This is a genomic window from Marinobacter albus (genome assembly GCF_030238305.1).
Classification (GTDB): Bacteria; Pseudomonadota; Gammaproteobacteria; order Pseudomonadales; family Oleiphilaceae; genus Marinobacter; species Marinobacter albus.
Window position 1 is genome coordinate 552,643 of record NZ_JASSQD010000002.1, and the last position, 15,741, is coordinate 568,383.

A 15,741-nucleotide genomic window follows, 5' to 3' on the forward strand; every position below is an offset into this window, starting at 1 on the left:
CTATTTTGGGGTGTTTTTAGGGTGTTCTAGTGAGTCTCTAATTGGGCTGCCACAAGGTGATTCAAGCGATTAGATGGTCTATAGATTCGTTTGTAAAACCCTACTCCGGATGGTCCCACTATAGTGGTGAAAGTCCAATGATGGATCAATCATGATCGCCAGACCCTGAGGCCGTTTTTGGTGCTGCACCTGTGAACACCGCACAAAATGCTAAGGGCGCCCAAAAAAGAACCCAGTCAGGCTTCGGCGAAGATAGGAAACGGACGGTATCCGTTACGTTAATAGAGACGACTAACAGCACCAGCGCCAACATCCCCACGCGCACCTCCAGTGGTTCCTGCTTCATTAATGCGAGCCTGAGCATCAAAGAGCCGATAATCACGACAACCAACACCAGTGCGGGGACCCCGCCAACCAATAGTGCCTGAAGGAAGATGTTATGAGTATGATCAAACGTCACGCCGACACTTGTCACCAGATCCTTTCCAGGAAGCGTGTCGCTGAAGGCTGTCGCCTGTCCCACGCCAAATGTCCAGAACGACGAAGCATGCTGAATGACTGCCGTCCAGATTTCCAGCCGGTATGAGAGCCCTCGATCACTGGCCTTCTCTACAATCGATTCATAAGCGCCAGAAAACCATAACGAGGCGGCAAGCCCCACCAGCAGACCGCTTCCCCAGAGGAAAAGACTCTTTCTGTTCGCGGTTTTTATGGAAATACTGAACAGCAGTAGCCCAAACAGCAGAACGGCAGACCCTATCGGGCCTCGGCTTTGTGAGAGCACAACGAATAAAAAAACCAGGGCACCCGAAATAACCAGAAGAATCCAGTCAAGTAGCCCCACTCGATTTTTTGCCAGCAAGAACCCAATTGCTCCAAAAGCCCACAACACCAACAATGTCGAGGCACCCCGGATCGGATGATCGAGGAAGCCCGCGCCGGTGATCCTCTGAGAAAAATCCCCGTCCACGACATAGACCGCAACAGGTAGCAGAGCGGCCAGACCCGAGGTTAAAGCAAAACTTCGACCCATCGTACAAGGGTTGGCGACCCAGTAACGGCAAGCTATCGTGATCGCGAGTAAGAAAAGAGCGATCTCTAATCCCCAACGAAGCCGACGAAAATCCTGATAACCGCTCACATCACTTAAAAGGAAAGAGTTAACGACCAAATAACCAACCAGGGCGATCATTATCAGTATTGGAAAAGACAAAAACTCACTGGGTAGTTTTCGTTTGTAGACATAATAAAAAGCTAACGGGAGCGACAACCCGAAGAAAAAGAAACGAGCAATTTCTGCCCAGGGAAATAGTATTGAACATGCGAAAAACAACAAGACGGCTGCGGCGACAAGCCCCTCCAGCCTCCTCAAGGTAAAATCATTCATTAAGCAAGCCTTTGGCTACTGCAATTAATTCGTCAGCGGATAAGGAAAGGTCCATCATTTGAGAAGATTGAGGTGTGCTGGAGAAGAACTCGCACGCATAGACAGGTCCATTGCCCTTATATTTTATCCCGGAGTAATGAACTGGTATAAAAAAATGGCTCGGCAAAATCGTTGCAGTCTTGTCAGTGGACGACATCAAGGCTTTTGTAAATGCGCCGGGTCCCGTCAATTTCCACGCGGGCGAATAACGCCACGCCCTTCTTGAGAAAGAGAATCTTCTTGGCCAGCGTTCGAGCTCTGACAGATCCTCGACGATACTCTGAATGACCGGGTGTTGAGGTGCGCATCCAACGTACCCGTTTGCGACAAGACCCGGTCGGCTATATTCATTTTCCCAGACTGCAAAAAGGTCACACTCCAATAACCAGTCAGGTAGCGTTTCCAAACATACCGAGTCAGCATCGAGGGCTATTCCGCCCTCAGCCAAAAGAATCTCCCACCTCATGAGGTCGGCAATCGCGGCATATTGCCCCCCGACCTTCAGGGCATGCTCCATTAAATGCTTCGTCTTCCAGGGAGTATCACGAAGATCATCGTTATCCCAAACCTTTACTTCAAAGCCCTCGTGCATTTTTCGCCAGGTTTCGATGTAGGCGTTGGGGCGAAGCTTGTCGTCACCGACCCAGATGAAATGAAGTTTTTTCGGGATTTTCTGCTTTTTTTCCGCCATCAAACGGTTCTTTCGTTACGAACAGGGTAGGGGTGACCGGAATGATAGATCCGGAATTTCAGGTTATGAAAAAAGCGACGAGTGTTTTCAGTGAGCGAAAACAGCTCCCTTCTAGTTTTTGTTGAAAGGGCTCTTTTCGGTTTGTCCTCGTAGCCAATCATGGAGTCGAAAAGATAATCGTGTTTTATACATTCGGGTACGGTCCCGAAGCATTCCACATTATTTACCCAGAAACGGTCCATATACATATCAACAGCAAGATACCATTTGTCGGCGTTTGAGATGAGCTTGTGGGCACCTTTGGGCGTTAAATAGTAACCCATAGCACTCATCGGGCCCTTGGTATATTTGACGATGGCCAGGTCGCCACAGGAAGCGTAGGGGAGAACCTTATGGTGCTTTGTCTTGTTTTTGAAAAGGCGAACACATTCAATTCGATCGTCAAGCTTGCCCGCTACTTCCAGAAACTCCTCTAGTCTTTCGCCGACTACGGTAACGTCGTCCTCTAACACAATCACGGGCTCACCAAGCTCCAGGCAACGCTTCCAGACAAGGAAGTGGCTTGCGAAGCATCCCAGCTGTCCAAGGCTCAATGAATCACCCTTTATCTTCTTTCTCAGGCGATCGTCATAGCGATCGAAGAGGGGGTGATTTTGTTTTCTTCCATCAATTGCAGCAAATCGCTCAGCGACGAGGCCCATCTCGCTGAGCTGTCGCGAGATATGCTCCCATCTGTCCTTGGCTTCGTCGATGTTGATTACGATGATTTTGGTCACAAGGCCTTACTCGCTTCCGTACGATTAATCCAAGCTGACTTGGGTCCCTCTAGCTTAACCGTTCCCGGCTTTTTAGAGTGTATTTCAGCAGAGGGCGATGAGCGGAAATAACGATTTCCTTATCGCAGAGCATAGCATTCGGAAGAGCATCAAGACGGGCCGGGGGATTCAGGATTAAGGTCACTACCGATCGGCAGCTTGGAGTTTATGATGATGCCCACTGCGATTGAACGTTGATCTTATTCTTTTATGCCATGCAGCAAGAAGGCTTCCCAAGATGTTTGAGAGTTGCCGAAGGAAATGTCGCTATTGCGAAAGGAGAGTGTGAGTTGTTTTCGAGTGAAAAATGGCCCGCCCGAGAGGATTCGAACCTCTGACCTCTGCCTCCGGAGGGCAGCGCTCTATCCAGCTGAGCTACGGGCGGAACGAAAGTTGACGGCAGTGCGTCAATTTCGAGTGCGCAATCTTACGTGCGAAGCTCCCTTCTGTCCAGCCCTTCCCGCCGATCCGTCTTTTCCACCAGTTACGGTTGGTCGACTGCAAAATCCGAATCCTGAATAAAAGATGTTTCTTGTTTATGACGATTTGGAAACCGCCACAAGTGTGTAATGGATAGCTCCGCACCCTAATATCAATTATGCATAGTTCTCTGCTTTTCTAATTCCTTTTGAATTAAAGATTCCCTCGAAAGTCAAAAATCTGCCGCAAGCACCGCCACTGTTTCTGGCGCAGTTTCACAGTTCATTCCCCTCAAAACATAAGTTTGCGCACCAGTCTGTCTTTTTCAACGCCAGAACCGCATCGAAGACATGTCAATGTCGGCACCTCAAAAAAATTATCCTTTTGTAACAGGAGTTTAAGGTTTTGTTTCTGTACGTTTTTGCACTGTAACGCAACGGTTACACCCGACTTCAAGCGCAGTACGGGTGCGCCGAATGTCAGTTCCGATCTGCAGGAGTTTTCTGAGACAGCCGGTGTAAAGGTGTGCTGTTACCGGCAACACGTTGGAGTTGGCGAGCCAATACAGGCGTTCCAGCCTGAGAACGACGGAAACCAGACGGTGGTCCGGTAAAGACGTCAAATACATGAATCGTTGATGTAACGAGAAGAGGACGAGTGCGATGAGAGTAAGCATATTTGGATTGGGTTACGTTGGCGCTGTGTGTACAGCCAGTCTGGCGCGCCGCGGTCATGAGGTGATCGGTGTGGATGTATCGCCGGTGAAGATTGATCTGATTAACAGTGGCCGTTCCCCGATCGTTGAACCGGGCCTCGAGGAGTTGCTGGGTGAGGGCGTTCGCAGTCGTCGCATTCGTGGCGTCACGGACGGTTATGACGCTGTCCAGAATTCCGATCTTTCCATGATCTGTGTCGGTACGCCCAGCAAGAGCAATGGCGACCTCGACCTGACTTTCGTCGAGAAGGTTGCTGGCGATATCGGCCTGGCTCTGAAGGAAAAGCCTGACTGGCACCTGGTGGTGGTACGCAGCACTGTCCTGCCGGGCACCGTCCGTGACCTGGTCATCCCGATTCTGGAAGAGGTGTCAGGGAAGAGGGCCGGCGAAGGCTTTGGCGTGTGTGTGAACCCGGAGTTCCTGCGCGAAAGCACGGCGATCAAGGACTATGACCAGCCGCCCATGACGGTCATTGGCGAGCTGGACGAGCGTTCCGGTGAGCTGCTGGCGGAGCTGTACGCGGATCTGGATGCGCCGCTGATCCGCAAGCCCATCGAAGTGGCGGAAATGATCAAGTACACCTGCAATGTCTGGCACGCCACCAAGGTCAGCTTTGCCAATGAGATCGGCAACATCGCCAAATCCATGGGCGTCGATGGCCGGGACGTCATGGACGTGATGTGCGTGGACAACAAGCTGAACATCTCCCGCTACTACATGCGCCCGGGCTTTGCCTTCGGCGGCTCATGCCTGCCCAAGGACGTGCGGGCACTGACTTACCGCGCCAACCAGCTGGACGTTCGCAATCCGTTGCTCAGTTCCATCATGAGCAGCAACGACGAGCAGGTAACCCATGCGTTCAATATTGTGACCGGCTACGGCCGTCGCAAGATCAGCATGCTGGGCCTGAGCTTCAAATCCAACACCGATGACCTGCGCGAAAGTCCGCTGGTTGAGTTGGCCGAGATGCTGATTGGCAAAGGCTACGACCTCAAGATCTTCGATCGCAACGTGGATTACGCCCGCACCCATGGCGCGAACCGCGAATACATCAACCAGAAAATCCCCCATCTCTCCAACCTCATGGACAGTGACCTCCGCGGCGTGGTGGAGCACGGCGATGTTGTCGTCGTGGGCAACAACGATGAGCTGTTCGAAACCATCATCGCGGACGTGCCCGAGGGCAAGCGCGTGGTGGACCTGGTGGGCTTCATGAAGACCACCACCAATGACGTGCTCGAAGGCATCTGCTGGTAAAGGCACGCCCCGGCCCCGCACCGGCGGGGTCGGGGAACCGGTTCGAATGAGATGTATGCAGGTATCTGGAGAGCATGAGCATGTCGTGGATGACGGATAACGCCCTGTCGCGGGCAGCAGGCTGGCTGTTTTACGTGGCCATTCTTGGTGCCCTTGCGGTCTCGCTGCCGCGGGAGTTCATCGTGCCGGGCGGGGCGCACTTTATTCTGTTGGTGGGTGGCATCGGCCTCTGGCGCTATTCGGTGGGCATCATCCATTTTGTCCGGGGCATGTACTTTCTGCACGTTGCCTACCCCCGAATCCGGGCCCAGGCCAGGAAGCTGGGCGATGAGGCCGCGCCTTCCCACGTCTATCTCATGGTGACCAGTTTCCGGATTGACGCGGAGACGACGGCCAAGGTGTACGCCTCCATCATTCAGGAGGCGATTGATTGCGGCTGGCCGACAACGGTAGTGGCGTCCATCGTCGAACTCTCAGACGAGATGTTGATGCGGGCGCTTTGGCGTCGTCTGGATCCGCCCGAGCGGGTGAAGCTGCGGCTGGTCCGGATTCCCGGCACCGGTAAACGCGACGGTCTGGCCTACGGGTTCCGGGCCATTTCCCGGGACGTGCCGGATGATAACGCCGTAGCGGCAGTGGTCGATGGCGACACGGTTCTGAACCCGGGCGTTGTGCGGGCCACGGCTCCCTACTTCCGCCTGATGCCGAATGTTGGCGCGCTGACCACCAATGAGTTCTGCGAGGTTCATGGCAGTTACCTGATGTCGGAGTGGCACAAGCTCCGCTTTGCCCAGCGCCACATCAACATGTGTTCGATGGGGCTGGCCCGCCGGGTGCTGACGCTGACCGGCCGGATGTCCGTGTTTCGCGCCAGCGTGATCACCCGTCCGGAGTTCATTGGCGATGTCGAATACGACTCCCTGAAACACTGGCGCCTGGGTCGTTTCCGGTTTCTGACCGGCGATGACAAGTCCAGCTGGTTCAGCATGATGCGTCTGGGCTACGACACCTTCTATGTGCCCGATGCGTCCATTCACACCGTGGAGCATCCGCCCGATCCGAGCTTTATCCGGTCGGCCCGACAGCTGATGTTCCGGTGGTACGGCAACAACCTCCGCCAGAACAGCCGGGCCACCAAGCTGGGGCCCCGTCGCCTTGGGTGGTTCACCTGGTACGTGCTCTGGGACCAACGCATCTCCATGTGGACCAGCATCCTGGGCCTGACCGCAGCCATCGTCGCCTCGCTGAAGTATTCGGGCGTGATTCTGGTGGCCTACCTCCTGTGGATTGGTCTGACCCGTCTGGTGCTGAGTGCATTGCTGATGGCGTCCGGCCATCCGGTGGGGCCGGCCTACCCGGTCATCCTCTACTTCAACCAGATCTTCGGGTCCCTGATGAAGATCTACGTGTTCTTCCGGCTCGACCGGCAATCGTGGACGCGCCAGAAAACCAGTTTCAGCACCGATTCGGCGTCGTTCCAGCAACGCCTGAACCGCTGGTCGTCGCGGGTGATGACCTTCTCCGCCGCCAGTGTCTTTCTGGCGACCGTGATGTTCATCGTCTGAGTCGTCATTTATCAGGGCAGAACGTTTTACAGAGAACTCACACAAGTAAGGGTTAAGCAATGAATACGGCAGCGATAGCACCGCAGTTTGTCCATGAATCCGAAGCCCAGCGACAGTATGCCCGGGTCCGAATGCCGGCCAAGCTGTTCATCAAACTCGATGGCACCATGATGAAGTTTCCGGTAGCGGATGTGTCTGCCGGCGGCGTCAGCATCCATCTCGGCAATGAATCGCTGCGACAGGGCCATGTTTACAACGGGCGACTGGTTTTCAAGATCGACGGTTTCGACTTCGCGGTCGATGTCGATTTCGTGCCCAGGAACATGGGTGGGCAGGGCGACCGTTGCGGCTGCGAATTCCAGAATCTGGGCGCCAACGAGGTGTCTGTTCTGCGCTACCTGATCACCTCCTTTCTCAGCGGTGAGCTGGTGTCTGCCGGGGATGTGCTCAATACCCTTTCCCGGGAGAACTTCACCAAGTCCCGCAAGGGCAAAACCAATCAGGCGCTGGGTTTCTTTGCCAGCGCCAGGGCCATGATTGTCAGCCTGGTGGCGATGGGGATTGGCCTCATCGCGGTGGCCTTCGTGGGCTATCAGCTGTGGCAGATCTATTTCGTAACCACTGCAGAATCCGCCATGGTGGCGTCCGAAAACATACCGGTTCGGGTGCCCAAAGATGCGAAGGTCACCACGCTGGTGGAAGCCGGGGAGCAGGTGGAGGCCGGCCAGGCCATCGCCACGTTTGACGCGCCCATGCTGTCCTATGTCAACGAGCTGGTGGGTAATGGCAACTACACGGTTGAGCAGATTGAGGAACTTCTGGGCCAGAGCGTCCGGGGCACCCTGACCAGTCCCTGCGACTGCAAGGTGCTGAACCTGCTGCCGGCTGAAGACCAGTACATGAGCAAAGGTGAGAAACTGGCCGTGGTCGCCCCCACCGATGCCTCCGCCCATGTGATTGCCCGCTTCAACTTCGCCGACGGCGGGGAGCTCGAGGAAGGGCAGTCGGTCACCCTGCGACTGCCCGGCGGTGACACCCAGCCCGGCCGAATCGAGTCGCTCTTTGTGGATTCGGAAACACCCAACCAGCCGGGCAACTCAATCAACGCCCTGATTCAGGCAGAAAAGCCGTTGCCGATGGAATCGGTCGGTCGGCCCATCGGCGTCACCGTCGATGTTTTCCAGCTGGCGGCTGTTGAAGGCCTGGTCGACCGCGTGTCAGGAAATTGAGCGGAGCTGGCGTGATGTCTCGGAAAGCAGGCGTAATCAGCATTCTCATGATCGGTCTTGCCGGCTGCAGCGGCGTGCCAGACATCGAGCGCGCTGAACGGGAAGCCGCGGCCGGCAACATTGAAGCCGCGCGGGCGCAACTGGAAGAACTGGCACGCTTCGGTATCGCCGATGCCCAGGTGGAATTGGGCGATCTGTACGCGGAGAAGGATTCCGATGTGGCTCTGAAGAAGGCGTTGCATTGGTACGGCGAAGCGTCTGAGCAAGGCAGTGATCGCGCCTGGGTAAGGCTGGGGAAATTGCTGGCGCGGGAAGGTGGAAGTCCGGCACAGCGGGCCCGGGGTGAACAGTACCTGAAGAAGGCTTTCGCCGAGGGCGACGACAGTGCCCTGATGCCGCTGGTGGAGCTGTACCTCGAATATCCCAAGGAGTTTCCCGGCGCACAGCCGCGCAAGTGGATCGAGCGGGCCCGTGCGGCGGGTGATCCGGCGGGTGACCTGGCGCTGGCCCGGTATTACCTGATGGCGGGGCAGGCGGATGCCCGAGGTGGCGAGATCGCATCCCTCTGCGAGCCGATTGTGGAAGCCCAGCCCGAGTGTCTGATGATTCTGGGCCAGGTTTACCTCCGCCAGAACCGGACTGACGCCTTTGAGGCGCTGGTTGACCGGGCCAGGTCAGCCTGGGAAGCGGGCCGTATCACCGACCGCGATCTCTATCTTTTTGCCCGCTGGATGTCCGACGACGAGTCGCCGGCCAAACAGGTCACCCTCACCAACGAACTCTACCAGATGCTGATCCCTGGTTACGTGCCGGCGATGACCGGGCGAGCCCGGCTGATCATGGATAACACCTACCTGGCGGATTCCGAGGAGGTGATCAAGTTGCTGGAAGCCTCAAGGGCGGAAGGTGATCTGAAGGCTTCACTGGTGCTCGCCCGGATCTATGAGAGGGGCCGGATTGTGCCTCTGGACCCGGAAAAAGCGGTGAAGTATGCCGAGGAAGCCCGGGAAAAGTACGCATCGGCGGATTACCTGCTGGGTCGCATCTACAAGCGGGGTTATCTCGGTGAGTCGGATCCTTACAAGGCCCGGGATTACCTTCTCCGGGCCGCCCGGCGCGGGTTCCCGAAAGCCGACTACCTGCTGGCCGAGATGTTTTTGGAGGGCAAAGGCATAAAGGTCGACAAAACCTACGCCGGGGCTTTTGCGCTGCTTGCGCTGGAAGGTGGCGTCCAGCGGGGCAAGGACCTGCTGCTCGAGATGGTGCCCAATATGCCGAAGGTTCTGGAGAACGAAGCCGAGGCCATCGCCAACCGGGAATTGTCCGCCCGACGTCAGTTGATGAAGCGGGAAACCGCCGACGCCCGAACGAACACCACCCAAGGGGGGTAAGAACAGAATGGTTTTTTACGAAACAACAGGTTTGCGGCCACTGCTGATGGCTGTTGGTTGCCTGGCGGCACTGCCGGCGGTGGCCCAGGACGAGTCCGAGGACGTTTCCTACCCGGAACTGCTGGACTTTTCGACCAGCACCAAGGCCAGTGCTATCAGCGAAGGCGACCGTCGTCTCGGACTGACGGACCGCAGTACCGAGTCCAATGAAGTTGGCCTGGACATCAAACCGGAGTGGGTGTGGCAACTGTCACCGCACTGGCGTTCGAAACTCAGGCTCCAGGCCTTTGCGGCCACCGGTCAGGTGGATGTCAGTGATGAGATCGGCGGCACCGAGACCGACGGCTTCTTCGCGCTTCGGGAAGCCTGGTTCGACTACAACGGCTTGACCGACTATCCGGGCGAATCGATCCGCTTCGGTCGGGAACGCCTGAAAGAGGGCACCGGTACCTGGTGGGACGACGACATCACCCTGGTGCGTTGGATCTTCGATACCACCTTGCTGGATACCACGGTGGGGGTTGCCGACAAGATGTCGGAAGCCCGCACCGACGTCAATGAACTGCCGAAAGAGGAGCAGGACATTGCCCGGTTCTTTGCCTCCACCCGATGGCAATGGCGGAAAGATCATTACCTCACCTTCCTCACCACTCATGCCGAACGTTACGGCAACGGTGAGGACCTCAGGCCCGATTCGGAAAGCGGGACCCCGGCGCGGGTTCCGGAATCGCTGACCTGGGTCGGTTTTCGGGCAGATCAGGCCTACTTCGACTGGCATTCGCGCAGCACGGTCCAGTATCTGGCGTCGTTTGGCGCAGTGGCCGGCACGGATGCGCGGCTGAGCGAGGATCCGGCTGCAGCGAACGGGTTTACCCGGGAAGAGCGTGATGTGTCCGGCTGGGCGGCGGACCTCGGCTTGCGGGCCCAGTTGGTGGAAAGCCCGCGCTGGGTGGTGGGTGTGCACGGTGCCATGGCGTCCGGCGGGGAGAAGCCCGGAGAGTCCGACGCCTTTCGCCAGACCCAGATGGAAAGCAACCGGTCACGGTTCACCGGCACCCGATCCCAGGTGGCCCGCTTTGGCGAGGCAATCCAGCCCGAGTGGAGCAACCTCAAGGTCGCGACCGTCTACACCGCGCTGACGGACCGGGACTGGTGGGCCGCCAACCTGCTGTACCACAAGTACTGGGTGAGCGACGTCTCGGGGACCGTGATTTCCGATCTGGTCGAACCCGACTTTACCGGTACCAGTGACAACCTGGGGGAATCCGTGGACATGGTGCTCGGTTACTACGGCGCCCGGGATACCGGCACCTGGTCCGACATCGATGCCCGGATTCGGGCGGGCGTGTTTTTTCCTGGCGACGCCTACGGTGACGACGCCGACTCGGCCCGGCATCGGGTTGTCCTCGATGTGACCAAACGTTTCTAGGGAGTGGCCATGAAACACCATTGGGTCCTGACAGTAACCGCGGCCGCCATTATTGCGGCGTTGCCGATGACCGTTGAAGCCCGGCTGACGGAAGCACTGAAGCCGTCCGAGCCAGCGCCGATGTTTGAGGTCGAGGATTACGGTATCGAGATGGCCTCCGGCGAGTCCATCACCCGGCCGGATCCGGAGCTGCCGGACGTCTCCCAATACAACCGCGAAGCGGTAGAAGAACGGCTGTCCGAACGGCCGGACGAGCGGCCGAATGTGAGTGTTGAAAGGATAGCCGGGGTCAGCGCCCTCGGGGACTTCGTGGATGAGGGGCGCGCCCGGGAATGGGTCATTCGCCAGTATTCCCATCCCCAGGCGATCCTGGTCAATAGCGGCAAGGCAACCCTGGACGATGTGTTTCGCCAGGTGGACGATGCCCGCTACATGGAGCGTAACGAGGATGGTTCGTACATCATCCGGCTTCCGCTGGTGGTGCGCCCCGGCGCGACTCTGGAAATCCGCGATGAGACGCTGCGGTTGTCCGAGGAACGGGGCGCGTTCCTCGCCAATGATAGCTGGCTGTTCGTGATCGACAGCACCATCATCGGCTGGCGGGAAAAGGCGAACGGCCCGGCGACCTTCCAGAAAAAGTCCAACTTCCGGCCTTTCTTTGTGGGCTGGGGCGGCAGCGAAACGTTCGTGCTCGGTTCCGACTTCGCCAGCCTGGGCTACAACCAGAGTAAGTCCTACGGCTTCTCCATTGCCCAGTATTCGAAGTACGACAACGCCCGGCTCAAACGCTCGGCTCCCCATGCCTGGCTGATCGAATCCACGTTCCGGGACATCTACTACGGCTTTTACTGCTACGAGGCGGAAGACGTCGCGATCGTCAACAACACGTACCGCGACAACATCGTTTACGGCATTGATCCCCACGATTATTCGAGCAACCTGCTGATTGCCGGCAATCACGTGTATGGAACCTTGGAGAAGCACGGAATCATCATCTCCCGCGAGGTCAATGACAGCTGGATCCTGAACAACCGCAGCCATGACAACGGCCTCTCCGGCATCGTTCTTGACCGCCAGAGCAGCAACAACGTGGTGGCCAACAATGTGGTGCATGACAACGCTGGCGATGGCATCGGGCTGTATGAATCGCCGGACAACCTGTTGTGGGGCAACCGGCTGATCAACAACCTGCGCAACGGTATCCGGGTACGCAACAGCACCAATGTTGGCGTCTATCACAACATTGCGGCACTGAACGGGACCTTCGGGGTGCTGGGCCAGATCAAGGATCTTTCCGCCACGGACCGGAACTTTGAGGAGGACTTCTACCACCAGGCGGTGTCCCTCACCGTTGTTGGCGGCAAGTTGGCCTCTAATGCCAGTGGCCCCTTGTCCACCGACAATCCCCAGTACATCGAGCTCTATGACGTCGACATGCGTTTCCCGCGTTCCGATGTGGGGATTCACTTTGACGGTGTCCTCGGTGCCTACCAGACCGAAATCTTCGATGCCTTGCTGAACAACCATCGTGCGGTGCGGCTGACGCCCGTCGGAGACTGACTATGGTTTTTTCATCCAACATCTTTCTGTTCCTGTTTCTGCCGGCGTTTCTGGGGTTGTACTACCTGACGCCGTTCCGACATCGTTCTCTGGTCATCCTGCTGGGCAGTTACGCCTTCTATGCCTGGTGGCGGGTGGACTTTCTGTTGCTGTTTGTTGCGGTCACCGTCTGGAACTATGTGATCGGGCTTGGCATACACCGCGCCGGCATCGGTACCGCGCGGGCCCGCAAGTGGGTCGGTGTCGGGGTGGCGGGAGACCTTGCCACGCTGGGGTACTTCAAGTACGCCAATTTCGGCGTGGGCAGCCTCAACGAGATTTTCCTGTCGCTGGGATACCAGCCGCTTGAGCTGGCGCACATCATCCTGCCGATCGGAATTTCCTTCTACATCTTTCAGGCCATTTCCTACGTGGTGGATGTGTACCGGGGAGATACCGAGCCGACCCGGCGCTTCGTGGATTTCGCGGCATTCATTGCGCTCTTCCCCCAGCTGATCGCCGGGCCGGTGCTTCGTTACAAGGATCTGGCGGACCAGTTCACCTACCGGACCCACACCCTTGAGAAGTTTGGTGAGGGGGCGACTCGTTTCATGCAGGGGTTCGTCAAGAAGGTGTTCATCGCGGATTCCATCGCGCCTCTGGCTGATGGTGCCTTTGCGCTCTCCGATCCTTCCACGGCGGACGCCTGGCTGGGGATCCTGGCGTACACCGCGCAGCTCTACTTTGACTTCTCCGGGTACTCGGACATGGCCATCGGTCTCGGGCTGATGATGGGGTTCCGGTTTCCCGAGAACTTCAACCAGCCCTACATCAGTCAGAGCATTACCGAATTCTGGCGGCGCTGGCACATCAGCCTGTCGAGCTGGCTGCGGGATTACCTTTACATCCCCCTGGGAGGGAACCGCAAAGGTGTCTTCGGGACCTACCGGAACCTGATTCTGACCATGTTGCTTGGCGGTCTCTGGCACGGCGCCAACTGGACGTTCCTGCTCTGGGGGGCATGGCACGGGGGGTTGCTGGCCATCGAGCGTGTCCTGGGTGTTGATGCGGGTGACCGTAGATTCCGGGTCAGTCGCTGGGTCATGACCTTCCTGTTCGTCATGTTGGGCTGGGTCACGTTCCGGGCTGCGAGCATTGGCGATGCCTTCAGCTTCTACCAGGCGATGTTCAGCTTCGAGGGCTTCAGCCTGAGTGCGGTCTACCTGCAGGAAATCCGGGGACTGAACCTGGCGATCCTGGCACTCGCGTATCTGGTGGTACTGGTGATGGGCCTCAGGGAACGGCTGCCCTGGTCACCCGATCCGGCCTTTGTGAACCGGATGCGGGCAGCGTTGCCGACGTTGCTGGTGCCGGTCTTCTTGCTGGCGGTTCTCAAACTGTCGGCGGAAAGTTTCTCACCGTTTCTCTACTTCCAGTTCTGAGGGGGCCTTATGACCGCGACATCGAGAAAAATGACGGCCTGTGTGTTCATCGCGATCGTGCTCGGCCTGGGTGCCCTTTCGCTCCGCTCCTTCGGCGATTACGGGGCGCAGGAGGGGCTCGACCCGGTAACCGGAGAATTGGCGCGCGACGTTGAAAGTCACTACGACGACGGCTTCCCGGTTCGGGATCTGGGCACCAATCTCTGGGCTGCGATCAACTACACCCTGTTCAAGGAAGGGCGTCCCGGTGTGACCGTCGGCGAGCAGGGCTGGTTGTTCACCGACGAGGAAATGTTCCCGGGTGCGGAGAGTTCCGCCGTGGTCGAGACCAATCTCGACCGGGTTGTGGCCGTGGCCGACTACCTCCGGGCGGAAGGTGTGCCCGTGGCGGTACTGGTGGTGCCCGCCAAAGCCCGCGTATACGCCGGACAGTTGGGCGATCAGGAGCCGGCACCCCTGATGGAATCTCTGTACGGCCGTTTCCTGGACCGCATGTCGTCCGAGCAGATACTGGCTCCGGATCTGATGCCGGACCTGGCGGAGGCTCGCGACCAGGGCAACCAGGTGTTCCTGCGTACGGACACGCACTGGTCGCCCGAGGGCGCGGAAGTGTTTGCCCGCAACGCAGCGGGTGAGATCAAGGCGTCTTTCGACGGGCAATCCTGGGGCGACACCAGATTTGTCACGGCGCTCGGTGAAACCCGAACCCACGAAGGTGATCTGCTCACGTACTTGCCTCTGGAACCGCTGTTTCCATCCCTGGGGCCGGAGCCGGACAGGCTCACCGAGCGTTCAACGGCCGTTGAAGGTGCTGGAGACACCTCTGCGCAGAGCCTGTTTGCCGAGACCTCGGCCGACATCGTTCTGGTCGGCACCAGTTACAGCGCCAATCCACTCTGGGATTTCCCGGGTGCCCTCAAGCGCCACCTTGGCCGGGACCTGATCAACGTCTCGGACGAGGGGCAGGGGCCCTTCCAACCCATGACCGACTATCTCAAGTCCGACGAGTTCCGGGATAACCCTCCGGAACTCGTGGTCTGGGAATTTCCCGAACGGTACCTCGCCCAGCCTGTGAAATCGAAGGACACGCTGGCCTGGTTTGACCGCCGGGAAAACCTGTTGGCCCAGGCAAATGAGCAGGGCCACCAAACAATCCATTGAGGAGAAATACCATGCAATTAACCATCAAAACCGCGTTTGCTGTTCTGCTCAGTCTGCTTGTCCCCCTGGCCGCCCAGGCAGGAGAGGACGCACTCTACGCCGCCGAAGCACCGGATGGCGCCGCGTTCATCCGGGTGGTGAATGCCGATGTCAGCGGAAGCATTCCCCTGGCCGAGATTGGTGGCAAGGCTATCAAGGATATCGCTCCGATGGACGCGAGTCCCTACATCTACCTGCCGGACGGCACCTATGAGCTGAGTGTCGGGAACCAGGCTGCGCCGGTCACCATGGAAAAGGACCGCTTCTACACGGCGGTCGTGCTGGATTCCGGCGAGCTGGAAATCCTGTCCGACAAAACCTTCAAGAATCCCAGAAAGGCTCTGGTCTCGTTCTACAACCTGACGGGTGACGGTGGCATCAGCCTTAAGACGGCTGACGGCAAGGTAGCCGTGATTGATCCCCTGGACCCGATCAGTGTCGGCAATCGGGAAATCAACGCGGTCAAGATTTCGCTGGGTGCATTCTCGGGCGGTGAGGCCGTTGCCCAGACGCCGCCGGTCAACCTTCAGCGCGGCAAGGTTTTCAGCTTCTTCGTGATTGATGCCGGCGGAAGCCCGCGTCTATTGGTGGCTGAAAACCGTGTGGACACTTCGGTTTGAG

Annotated in this window: 12 protein-coding genes and 1 tRNA gene; 9 read left to right on the forward strand and 4 right to left on the reverse strand. The window is 57.8% G+C overall.

Annotated features, from left to right (window positions below; translation table 11 throughout):
- Positions 1 to 145 precede the first annotated feature (145 nt).
- The 4 genes from QQF73_RS14030 to QQF73_RS14045 form a co-directional block, all read right to left on the reverse strand.
- On the reverse strand, positions 146 to 1,387 hold the full coding sequence (locus QQF73_RS14030) for an O-antigen ligase family protein (protein WP_219867846.1): 1,242 nt from the start codon (positions 1,385 to 1,387) through the stop codon (positions 146 to 148).
- Entirely contained in the window at positions 1,380 to 2,117 is a 738-nt protein-coding gene (locus QQF73_RS14035) for a glycosyltransferase family 32 protein (RefSeq protein WP_219867847.1), read from the reverse strand. The genes QQF73_RS14030 and QQF73_RS14035 overlap by 8 nt, the downstream gene beginning before the upstream one ends.
- Complete coding sequence (locus tag QQF73_RS14040; protein WP_219867848.1) at positions 2,117 to 2,893, reverse strand: glycosyltransferase family 25 protein; 777 nt, start codon at positions 2,891 to 2,893, stop codon at positions 2,117 to 2,119. Before QQF73_RS14040 ends, QQF73_RS14035 begins: the two co-directional genes overlap by 1 nt.
- Before the next feature lie 347 nt (positions 2,894 to 3,240).
- Positions 3,241 to 3,317, reverse strand: a tRNA-Arg gene (locus QQF73_RS14045).
- A gap of 697 nt (positions 3,318 to 4,014) precedes the next feature.
- On the opposite strand from QQF73_RS14045, the gene QQF73_RS14050 reads away from it, so the two are divergent.
- The 9 genes from QQF73_RS14050 (at position 4,015) to QQF73_RS14090 (ending at position 15,740) form a co-directional block, all read left to right on the forward strand.
- Positions 4,015 to 5,325: a nucleotide sugar dehydrogenase gene (locus tag QQF73_RS14050; protein WP_219867849.1), complete on the forward strand. Its 1,311-nt coding sequence runs from the start codon at positions 4,015 to 4,017 to the stop codon at positions 5,323 to 5,325.
- Positions 5,326 to 5,405: 80 nt separating this feature from the next.
- The gene (locus QQF73_RS14055) at positions 5,406 to 6,890 is read left to right on the forward strand and encodes a glycosyltransferase family 2 protein (RefSeq protein ID WP_285368582.1); all 1,485 of its coding nucleotides are present in this window, start codon (positions 5,406 to 5,408) and stop codon (positions 6,888 to 6,890) included.
- Positions 6,891 to 6,949: 59 nt separating this feature from the next.
- Positions 6,950 to 8,119 carry an alginate biosynthesis protein Alg44 gene (locus QQF73_RS14060; protein WP_285368584.1) on the forward strand — a complete coding sequence of 390 codons (1,170 nt, stop codon included), beginning with the start codon at positions 6,950 to 6,952 and terminating at the stop codon, positions 8,117 to 8,119.
- Positions 8,120 to 8,133: 14 nt separating this feature from the next.
- Positions 8,134 to 9,510 (forward strand): tetratricopeptide repeat protein, encoded by a 1,377-nt coding sequence (locus QQF73_RS14065; protein WP_285368586.1) that lies wholly within the window; start codon positions 8,134 to 8,136, stop codon positions 9,508 to 9,510.
- Between the two features lie 46 nt (positions 9,511 to 9,556).
- Complete coding sequence (locus QQF73_RS14070; RefSeq protein WP_285368588.1) at positions 9,557 to 10,939, forward strand: alginate export family protein; 1,383 nt, start codon at positions 9,557 to 9,559, stop codon at positions 10,937 to 10,939.
- Between the two features lie 9 nt (positions 10,940 to 10,948).
- On the forward strand, positions 10,949 to 12,499 hold the full coding sequence (locus tag QQF73_RS14075; RefSeq protein ID WP_285368590.1) for a right-handed parallel beta-helix repeat-containing protein: 1,551 nt from the start codon (positions 10,949 to 10,951) through the stop codon (positions 12,497 to 12,499).
- A gap of 2 nt (positions 12,500 to 12,501) precedes the next feature.
- Positions 12,502 to 13,920 carry an MBOAT family O-acyltransferase gene (locus tag QQF73_RS14080; RefSeq protein WP_219867855.1) on the forward strand — a complete coding sequence of 473 codons (1,419 nt, stop codon included), beginning with the start codon at positions 12,502 to 12,504 and terminating at the stop codon, positions 13,918 to 13,920.
- Between the two features lie 9 nt (positions 13,921 to 13,929).
- Positions 13,930 to 15,081, forward strand: coding sequence for an alginate O-acetyltransferase (locus QQF73_RS14085; RefSeq protein ID WP_285368592.1), 1,152 nt, complete (start codon positions 13,930 to 13,932; stop codon positions 15,079 to 15,081).
- Between the two features lie 11 nt (positions 15,082 to 15,092).
- A complete protein-coding gene (locus QQF73_RS14090) occupies positions 15,093 to 15,740 on the forward strand; it encodes an alginate O-acetyltransferase AlgF (RefSeq protein ID WP_219867857.1) in 648 nt (215 codons plus the stop codon).
- Position 15,741: the final 1 nt, after the last annotated feature.

Coding starts and splice junctions, on each gene's coding strand:
- QQF73_RS14030 (WP_219867846.1), bottom strand. CDS start 1,387: ATGAATGATTTTACCTTGAGGAGGCTGGAGGGGCTTGTCGCCGCAGCC.
- QQF73_RS14035 (WP_219867847.1), bottom strand. CDS start 2,117: ATGGCGGAAAAAAAGCAGAAAATCCCGAAAAAACTTCATTTCATCTGG.
- QQF73_RS14050 (WP_219867849.1), top strand. CDS start 4,015: ATGAGAGTAAGCATATTTGGATTGGGTTACGTTGGCGCTGTGTGTACA.
- QQF73_RS14055 (WP_285368582.1), top strand. CDS start 5,406: ATGTCGTGGATGACGGATAACGCCCTGTCGCGGGCAGCAGGCTGGCTG.
- QQF73_RS14060 (WP_285368584.1), top strand. CDS start 6,950: ATGAATACGGCAGCGATAGCACCGCAGTTTGTCCATGAATCCGAAGCC.
- QQF73_RS14065 (WP_285368586.1), top strand. CDS start 8,134: ATGTCTCGGAAAGCAGGCGTAATCAGCATTCTCATGATCGGTCTTGCC.
- QQF73_RS14070 (WP_285368588.1), top strand. CDS start 9,557: ATGGCTGTTGGTTGCCTGGCGGCACTGCCGGCGGTGGCCCAGGACGAG.
- QQF73_RS14075 (WP_285368590.1), top strand. CDS start 10,949: ATGAAACACCATTGGGTCCTGACAGTAACCGCGGCCGCCATTATTGCG.
- QQF73_RS14080 (WP_219867855.1), top strand. CDS start 12,502: ATGGTTTTTTCATCCAACATCTTTCTGTTCCTGTTTCTGCCGGCGTTT.
- QQF73_RS14085 (WP_285368592.1), top strand. CDS start 13,930: ATGACCGCGACATCGAGAAAAATGACGGCCTGTGTGTTCATCGCGATC.
- QQF73_RS14090 (WP_219867857.1), top strand. CDS start 15,093: ATGCAATTAACCATCAAAACCGCGTTTGCTGTTCTGCTCAGTCTGCTT.